The sequence below is a fragment of the Deltaproteobacteria bacterium genome, from assembly GCA_016219225.1.
Classification (GTDB): domain Bacteria; phylum Desulfobacterota; class RBG-13-43-22; order RBG-13-43-22; family RBG-13-43-22; genus RBG-13-43-22.
The window spans coordinates 1-7539 of sequence record JACRBX010000016.1 but is presented as its reverse complement, the minus strand read 5'-3'; the positions used below and the strand labels follow the sequence as shown (position 1 = coordinate 7539).

Here is a 7539-nt window from a genome sequence, read left to right as displayed (position 1 = left end):
CACCAGTGAATCGCCTGCGTCTATATGGCGGAATCGGTAAAGGCTTTACCGGAAGACATCCAGCAACTGATCGACGTTAGGGAATGGGACATGCGTACCCGGGAAGGGGTGACCCGTTTTCGAGAACTCCGGGCCAAATCTCTCCCTAGCGTGGCCCTGGATGGGGATCTGGTCTACGAGGCCTTGATCCCTCCCCAGGAAGAATTAATCGAAGAGATCCAAAGACGGTATAGGGAAAAAATAGCTTGATACTGGATACTTGATGCTTGATACTACTACAGCGACACTTTTTTCGTCATTCCCGAATGTCTTTATCGGGAATCCAGGTTTTTCAAGAAAATGAGAGATCAAAGTCCCTGGATTCCGGCTTAAAACATGCCGGAATGACGGATACGGGGACGCATCAGAAAAAAAAGTCGCTGTATAATACTCGATGGGGGATATGTGGTGCCGGAGGCCGATTTACATTATAATTTCGAATGAAGGGTTTATCCAGTATCCAGTATCCAGTCTCGGGAGGAATGATCATGTTTTTAGAGGATGTAACCATCGAAGGCTTTAAGTCGTTTTCCGAACCTACCCAGATGTCCTTCCAACCCGGAATCGGGGTGATTATGGGCAACAATGGGGTAGGGAAGTCCAATATCCTGGAGGCCATCGTCTGGGCCCTGGGTGAAAACGCATTATCCAAGCTCCGCCTTCTGGAAAAGGAGGAACTATTTTTCGCCGGGAACAAGGTCTACCCACCGGCCAAGCAAGTCAGGGTGGAACTGGTCTTTAAGGAAGGCCTTGAAAAAAATGTCCCGGAATTGAGACTGGTCAGGACCATCGGCCGGGATGGGCAGGAAACCTATCAGATCCAGGGTAAGACGGTCAGCCTGGCGGCTTACAAGAAAAGACTCAAGACCGAGGAACTGACCGATGCTTTGAAAACCATCATCAGACAGGAACAGATCAACGATTTGCTGTCTCTGCTTCCCTCCGATCGTTTGCGTTGGATCTCATTTCTAAACGGGAAAAACGGCCTGGAACCCTTGCCCGAAAAACTGATGGGTCAGACTGATCCCCTTTTCCAGAGATATTTACATTACCTTTTTCCGGAAGGGGAAGGCCGCCTCCGGATTGTCAACGGGGAAAAAGGCCAGGGGCTGGAAGTGGAGGTGGCAGTCAAAGGCAGGAATATTCGCCGGGCACATCAGCTCTCCGGCGGGGAGAAGTCCATCACCAGTCTGGCCTTGAAATTGGCCCTGTTTGACCGATTGCGCAGCCCCTTTTATCTGCTCGACGAAGTCGAGCCGGCCTTGGATTATATTAACCATAAATCCATGCAGGCCCTGCTTAAAGAGTTGGCCGTCAATAAACAACTGATCATGATCACCCATCTTCGCAGTACGATCGAATTAGCCAACACCTTGCATGGGGTCCGGTCGCGGCTCGATGGGTCTTCCTTTATGAAGTTCTACTTTGTGATGAACGAGCGGTTGCTGCGGTTGTATAAATGTTGCTAATAGAGGGAGTTTTTTAAAAAGTCTAAATTTTACCAAATTAACACCCAATAGGTCAGCCGTCCCGGCTGACTATTTAATGGTTTCAACACAATCGGCATTAGGCCGATCCGACTATTGTCAGGCAGGATGCCTGACCTATTTAAAAAAACTTATTTAAAAAAATGAACTCTTGCGAGTTAAAATAGGTCAGGCATCCTGCCTGACAATAGATTGAAATCAGTAGATGCCAGCCGAGACGGCTGACCAATTAATTGAGAAATTTTATTCTCGGGACTTTTGCAAAAGACACAGGGAATACAATATGACCACCTGGGAAGATATCGAAGGTTACCGCCAATTGATCCGAGAACTGGGGCTTCCCCAACAGGATTTCGCTCTCTTCGGGCTGCGCTGTCCCTATTGCGGTAAATCGGATCGCATCAACCGCCTGGAAAAACCCGAAGAGCTTGAAACCTGCCCCGAGGAATACCAACGGCTCTGGGAAAAATTCGGCAGGGAAGGAGATCTGGTGGTCTGCAAATTCTGTGAGGTATTGCTGGTGATGGATAAGGATCGGAGTTCGGCGACTCCTTTGGAACAGCTTGATTAGTTTTAAAATACGGTTCAAGGATCAAGGTCCAGGGTTCAAGGTTCGGAACAACACACTTATATGATTCGTGGTGTTTTTCCTCAAACCTTAAACCTTGCACCTTGGACCTTATACCCCTGGGGTTTAAGGAGGTAACATTATGCGCATCGAAGTATTGGGACCGGGATGTAAAAATTGTGAAACCCTTTATGAAAATGTCTTAAAGGCCTTGAACCAGGCCGGGCTTAGGGATAAAATAGAAGTGGTCAAGATCAAGGACATCGATTACTTTATGAAAAAAGGGGTTTTCGCCACCCCGGGCCTTATCTTTGACGACCAGGTCCTATCGACCGGCAGGCTCCTGACACCGGAACAGGTACTGGAACGGTTAAGGGCCAAAGGGCTTGACATAAATCTTGAGAGGTGAACCCATGGAAACGCCCCGAAAGTTAAAGGTCCAAAAACCGGTCAAGTTGATCTTTGCCGGAGGCTTTCTGGGTTCCGGAAAGACCACGGCCCTGGCAGGATTGGCCAAACGTCTGATTGAGCGCGGTAGGCGCGTGGGCATTATCACCAATGACCAGACCGAGAACCTGGTGGACACCATAATCGTTAAAGAGATGCTCAGCGGACTCGGTGTGCCCGTGGAAGAGGTCGTCGAAGGCTGCTTCTGTTGCAAGTTCGATGAACTGATTAATCAGGTGGACAAGATCCTGGTCCATAATCCGGATGTGCTTCTTGGAGAGCCTGTCGGCAGTTGCACGGATTTTGTGGCGGCCGTGGCCAATCCTATTAAGATCCACTACCAGGAGGCCTTTAAATTCGCCCCTTTTTCCACCCTGGTGGACCCGGATCGGGTGCGTGAATTGTTTTTAGGTGAAAAGGGGGCCGGCTTTCCGGAAGAAGTAGCTTATTTGTTTAAGAAGCAGTTGGAGGAAGCAGACATCATCGTGCTCAACAAGACAGATCTCCTTCCCGATGAGGAAGTCAGGAGGCTTCTGGCCGCCCTTGAGGAAAAATTTCCGGAAAAATCGGTCCGGTCGGTCTCGGCGAAAACAGGCCAGGGAATGGAGGCGTGGCTGGAAGAACTCCTCTCCGGCCGGCCCGGGGCCAATACCGTTTTGGGGGAGCTTGATTATGATCGCTATGCCAGGGCCGAGGCTTCCCTGGGCTGGCTGAATGGTGCCTTTAAAATGATCGCCGCCGAACCTTTTGATGCCGGTCAAACGGCGACCCGGTTGGCCCTGGATCTCCGGGAGGCTTTTAGAATTAGAAAGGGGGAGATCGGCCACCTGAAATTCGTTATCACCAGCGGCGGGAAAACCATGTGGACCAATCTTACCTGTCTTGAGGGTGAACCGGTCAGCAATGGGACAGATCTCGGAAAGCTGTCCCAGGCAACCCTTATCCTGAATGCCCGGGTGAAACTGGAGCCTGAAGAATTGGAGTCCCTGGTTCGAGAAACACTTGAAAAAGTTTTTAATGAAGCCGGCATCCAATTGGAAGAGGTGGATTTGCAATGCTTCAGCCCGGCCTATCCCCAACCCCCTTACCTTACACGGGAGGAAGTTAAATAGCCAATTCAACCGGCCAAACAACTAAACGACTAAATAGACAAAACGACTAAATAGACAAAATAGACCAGAAAGGAGACTCTTGATGCGCATCGAGGTTATCGGTCTGGACCCGCCCTGTGAAAAGTGCGATCAATTGTTAGAGAACGCCAAAAGAGCAGCAGCCGAAGCCGGGATCGAGGCCGAGGTGGTCAAGCTCTGGGTTCTTTCGGAGGAAGTGCGCCAAAAATACGGATTGCCCCTGAGCCCGGCCCTGGCCATAGACGGGGTCCTGGTGGCCCAGGGAAAGGTATTCAGCGTGGAGCGGATCATCAGCCTCCTTAAAGGATAATATGGACAACATCACCAAAGTGTATCTGATTACCGGTTTCCTGGGGAGCGGGAAGACCACGTTTCTCAACCGGATTATTAAAACCTTTCCCAAGGACCGCAAACTCATGATCCTGATGAATGAATTCGGTGAGATCGGAATCGACGGGAACTTGATTGAGGGAGAGGACCTGGATATCCTGGAGATCAGTAAAGGCTCCATCTTCTGCGTCTGTGTCAAAACGGATTTCATCAAGGGGTTGAATCAAATAGCCAAAGACATCCAGCCCGATATACTCCTCATCGAGTCCACCGGCGTGGCCAATCCCACGGACCTGAAAAGGGACCTGACCCTTCCCTTTTTCCAAAACCGTTTTCAATTGACGGAGCAGTTTTGTATTATCGATGCCGCCAATTTTGAAGAAGAATACGAGGTCTTTTCTTCGGTGGAGAAGCAGATTGCTTCTTCCACCCTCTTTATCATCAACAAGGTGGACCTGGCTTCGAAAGAACAAATCCAAAAAGTTAAAGACCTGGTGGCCCGGCATCACCCCAATCCCAAATTCTTTGAAACACAATTTGCGGATTTTCCTTTTGAGCGGTTTTTCTTTGAAGCCGAAGGGCCGGGGCAACCCGAAACCCGGGCAAAAGGGGCGAAGGCCTTTCTTTCCGATCAGGAATTGGAGTCGGCCATTGAACAACTCCTGGACGACCCCCAGGGGGAGATCACGCCACCGGACCGGCTGCTTTCGGCTATTTATAAATGGGAAGGAGATGTGGAAGGTTTTAAGACCCTCATGTCACGATTCCCCAAAGGGATTATCCGGGCCAAAGGGTTTTTAGGTGAGGCCTCCCAGGCCTATTTATTCAGCCTGGTCCTGGGCCAGAGAAATCTTGACGTGATTTCTTTGCCTGCCGATCGCCTTTTCCTCCTGAACCGGGTCGTTTTTATTGCCCCTCCTGAAATCATGCCTCAGTTGGAGGCCCTTCAAAAAGATTTTTCTCTTTTCCAGTATCAATCCACCTTCGATCCCATGGGAAACAAAGAGAAAGATGACGGACCTTAAAAATAATTTTATCGGGGAATTTCTGGGCACCTTTCTCCTGACCTTCTTCGGATGCGGGGCGGTGGCCGCTTCCGCCCTTTATGGTGCGCACACTGGACTGTTTCAAGTGGCCGGGATTTGGGGGATCGGTGTCACCCTGGCCATTTATGCCAGCCGGCATCTTTCCTGCGCCCATCTCAACCCGGCGGTCAGCCTGGCCATGATCATCTCCGGGAGGATGATACCCCAAAAGCTGCCGGTTTATTTAGCCGCTCAATTCTTAGGGGCTTTTTTAGCCGGCCTGACCCTGCTTACTGTTTTTTCTTCCTCCATAACCAATTTTGAGGCCTTTTACCATATTGTCCGGGGGGCGCCCGAATCGGTCAAGACGGCCATGATGTTCGGAGAATATTTCCCTAACCCTTCCGCCCCTGCGGCCGTAGGACTGATTTCCTGGCCCCTGGCCATGGGGGTTGAGGCCCTGGGAACGTTTATCCTGGTGACCATTATTTTTCTTTTGACCGAAGATTGTAATGTGGGCCGCCCATCCAGTGATATCGCCCCGGTATTTATCGGTCTGACGGTTATGGCCATCATCAGCATTTTGGCTCCCCTGACCCAGGCTGGCCTTAATCCGGCTCGAGACTTTAGTCCCCGCCTGGTGGCCTATTTAGCCGGATGGGGCGGGATCGCCATCCCCGGCCCCCGGGGCGGATTTTTAACCGTTTATATCGTAGGTCCCCTGATAGGCGGTTCCGCCTCGGCCCTGTTATTTCGAGTACTGTTTCAACCCCTCATGGCCTTACCGAGAATCGTCTGCACCTGCGAAGAAAAGGATCCTTGTGGAAAATAAAAGCCCTATAAACGTCTGCCCCACGTCTGAATTCTATGATCATTTGATTAAGAAAGCCCTTGAAGCAGGCGCTATAGACGCCCGTTTACTGGAAACGAATCAGGTGGTCTTTGATCCTCGTTCCCACCTTAAATGCCGTTTCGGTTGCGGGCGGTGGGGAAAATACTGGACCTGTCCCCCTCATCTGGCGACCTCTTTAGAAAATTTCCAAGAAGCCTTTGACCGCTACCAGACCGCCCTCATCATTAAGACGGCCGATCCTAAAAAAGGCCAGGAGGTGACCTTGGCCATTGAAAGGGAGGCCATGCTCAGCGGTGGCTGTATTTTCGCCTTTGGTCTGGCCCTCTGCGTTCAATGTGAGGCTTGTGCCTATCCGGAGCCCTGCCGCTACCCTCATCTGGCGCGGCCGGCCATGGATGCATTTGGAGTGGATATTGGAAAGACCGTGGAACCATTAGGATTCCAGGTGGAATTTGACAAGGAAGGTAAATTGTTACCGGCCTGGTACAGTATGATTTTATTAGATTAATCCAGGATTAAAAGGGAGGTTCTGATCGATGGCTAAATTTCTATTTGTCTTAAGCAAGGATAATGTTGAAAGCGCCACCAGGTGTTTTCAGTTGAGCAAAATCGCCCATTCAAAAGGACACCGGGTAAATCTCTTTTTTATCGGCGATGGGGTAATCTGGGCCGATAAAAAAAGAGATATGACTATCAAGACGGTTACCGGGGATTGCCCTAACGATTATTTGCCTTACCTGGTTGAACAGGAGGTTCCTATTGGGGTTTGAATTCCTTGTGCCAAGGCCCGTCAGGTGGACGAGGCCCATTTTTTTTCCAATATGGTTCTGGATGGAGGACCCCATTTGATCGATTTGGCGGCGGAAGCCAAAGTTTTCAATTTTTGAAAGATCGTCATGGAAAATGATCCTCCATCGGTCATTGTCGAAATTGTGGCCAAGAAAAAGGGTTGTATGCTTTGTGATTTGGCCCTGGCCATCCTGGAGGAGATCGCCACGGAATTCGAAGAGGGGGTTTTAAAATGGGAAGTGGTCGATGTGAGCGATCGGCAGGGGATAGAGCGCCATGAGACCTTGGGCCGAATCTGCGGCCGCAAACCGGCCGTCCCTTCCATCGTCATTAACAAAAGAATTGCCTTTGACCATATCCCTGAGATGGAAGCCCTTACCATGGCTATCCGGAAAACCTGGGAAAGCCTCAAACGATAATTGCGGAACTGGCCGATCCTGAGGTCAGGTTAACGCGCCCGATGCTTTTCTAAAAGAGTTTTAATGACCTGGATCAGATGGTCGGGGTCTTCCGTGTTTAAAGGAATGGAAGGGCCGGAGAGGATGACCTTGTCGTCTCTGACCATTTTTATCTTCAGGACCGGATAAAATCCCGATTCCCATTGCTCCAGGCCGGTGGCGATTTGATAGGTTGTTCCCGGAGGATGAGGAGGACCTGCCGAAATTTTCTCAATGTGTTCGGGAAAGAAAGTTTCAACTTTTTCCGGCTCTACAGGCACACAGGATATCCCCAGACGGGTTTTCCTTCTACTTTTTGCTGAAAAGTTATTAAAAATCAATAAAATGGATTAATTTTGGCATGAATTTTGTAGGCATGTAAATATCATTTTTTTCTTGACATATATTATTTTAGTATTATTATGTAGCCATGT

The 7539-nt window shown here is 49.8% G+C and carries 12 protein-coding genes; 11 read left to right on the top strand and 1 reads right to left on the bottom strand.

Annotated elements, in window-relative coordinates; all coding sequences use genetic code 11:
- Positions 1 to 24 precede the first annotated feature (24 nt).
- From HY879_01360 to HY879_01310, 11 genes are all read left to right on the top strand, one after another.
- The gene (locus tag HY879_01360; GenBank protein ID MBI5601982.1) at positions 25 to 249 is read left to right on the top strand and encodes a hypothetical protein; all 225 of its coding nucleotides are present in this window, start codon (positions 25 to 27) and stop codon (positions 247 to 249) included.
- Positions 250 to 527: 278 nt separating this feature from the next.
- A complete protein-coding gene (locus HY879_01355) occupies positions 528 to 1508 on the top strand; it encodes an AAA family ATPase (protein ID MBI5601981.1) in 981 nt (326 codons plus the stop codon).
- Between the two features lie 301 nt (positions 1509 to 1809).
- Positions 1810 to 2097: a hypothetical protein gene (locus HY879_01350; protein ID MBI5601980.1), complete on the top strand. Its 288-nt coding sequence runs from the start codon at positions 1810 to 1812 to the stop codon at positions 2095 to 2097.
- A 139-nt stretch (positions 2098 to 2236) separates the two neighbouring features.
- Entirely contained in the window at positions 2237 to 2503 is a 267-nt protein-coding gene (locus HY879_01345; GenBank protein MBI5601979.1) for a thioredoxin family protein, read from the top strand.
- Positions 2504 to 2507: 4 nt separating this feature from the next.
- Complete coding sequence (locus HY879_01340; protein ID MBI5601978.1) at positions 2508 to 3653, top strand: cobalamin biosynthesis protein P47K; 1146 nt, start codon at positions 2508 to 2510, stop codon at positions 3651 to 3653.
- 82 nt (positions 3654 to 3735) lie between these two features.
- The gene (locus HY879_01335) at positions 3736 to 3981 is read left to right on the top strand and encodes a thioredoxin family protein (GenBank protein MBI5601977.1); all 246 of its coding nucleotides are present in this window, start codon (positions 3736 to 3738) and stop codon (positions 3979 to 3981) included.
- 1 nt (position 3982) lies between these two features.
- On the top strand, positions 3983 to 5026 hold the full coding sequence (locus HY879_01330) for a GTP-binding protein (GenBank protein MBI5601976.1): 1044 nt from the start codon (positions 3983 to 3985) through the stop codon (positions 5024 to 5026).
- Positions 5013 to 5858 carry an aquaporin family protein gene (locus tag HY879_01325; protein ID MBI5601975.1) on the top strand — a complete coding sequence of 282 codons (846 nt, stop codon included), beginning with the start codon at positions 5013 to 5015 and terminating at the stop codon, positions 5856 to 5858. The genes HY879_01330 and HY879_01325 overlap by 14 nt, the downstream gene beginning before the upstream one ends.
- Positions 5848 to 6387 (top strand): DUF2284 domain-containing protein, encoded by a 540-nt coding sequence (locus tag HY879_01320; GenBank protein ID MBI5601974.1) that lies wholly within the window; start codon positions 5848 to 5850, stop codon positions 6385 to 6387. The genes HY879_01325 and HY879_01320 overlap by 11 nt, the downstream gene beginning before the upstream one ends.
- 28 nt (positions 6388 to 6415) lie before the next feature.
- On the top strand, positions 6416 to 6766 hold the full coding sequence (locus HY879_01315) for a DsrE family protein (protein ID MBI5601973.1): 351 nt from the start codon (positions 6416 to 6418) through the stop codon (positions 6764 to 6766).
- A 9-nt stretch (positions 6767 to 6775) separates the two neighbouring features.
- Positions 6776 to 7087, top strand: a complete 312-nt coding sequence (locus tag HY879_01310) for a hypothetical protein (GenBank protein MBI5601972.1) — start codon at positions 6776 to 6778, stop codon at positions 7085 to 7087.
- A gap of 29 nt (positions 7088 to 7116) precedes the next feature.
- Here the strand turns inward: HY879_01310 and HY879_01305 are convergent, their stop codons facing one another.
- On the bottom strand, positions 7117 to 7386 hold the full coding sequence (locus HY879_01305; protein MBI5601971.1) for a hypothetical protein: 270 nt from the start codon (positions 7384 to 7386) through the stop codon (positions 7117 to 7119).
- Positions 7387 to 7539: the final 153 nt, after the last annotated feature.

Excerpts from the sequence above, each read along its gene's own strand:
- HY879_01355 (MBI5601981.1), top strand. The coding sequence starts at position 528 with ATGTTTTTAGAGGATGTAACCATCGAAGGCTTTAAGTCGTTTTCCGAA.
- HY879_01330 (MBI5601976.1), top strand. The coding sequence starts at position 3,983 with ATGGACAACATCACCAAAGTGTATCTGATTACCGGTTTCCTGGGGAGC.
- HY879_01345 (MBI5601979.1), top strand. The coding sequence starts at position 2,237 with ATGCGCATCGAAGTATTGGGACCGGGATGTAAAAATTGTGAAACCCTT.
- HY879_01335 (MBI5601977.1), top strand. The coding sequence starts at position 3,736 with ATGCGCATCGAGGTTATCGGTCTGGACCCGCCCTGTGAAAAGTGCGAT.
- HY879_01310 (MBI5601972.1), top strand. The coding sequence starts at position 6,776 with ATGGAAAATGATCCTCCATCGGTCATTGTCGAAATTGTGGCCAAGAAA.
- HY879_01360 (MBI5601982.1), top strand. The coding sequence starts at position 25 with ATGGCGGAATCGGTAAAGGCTTTACCGGAAGACATCCAGCAACTGATC.
- HY879_01350 (MBI5601980.1), top strand. The coding sequence starts at position 1,810 with ATGACCACCTGGGAAGATATCGAAGGTTACCGCCAATTGATCCGAGAA.
- HY879_01340 (MBI5601978.1), top strand. The coding sequence starts at position 2,508 with ATGGAAACGCCCCGAAAGTTAAAGGTCCAAAAACCGGTCAAGTTGATC.
- HY879_01325 (MBI5601975.1), top strand. The coding sequence starts at position 5,013 with ATGACGGACCTTAAAAATAATTTTATCGGGGAATTTCTGGGCACCTTT.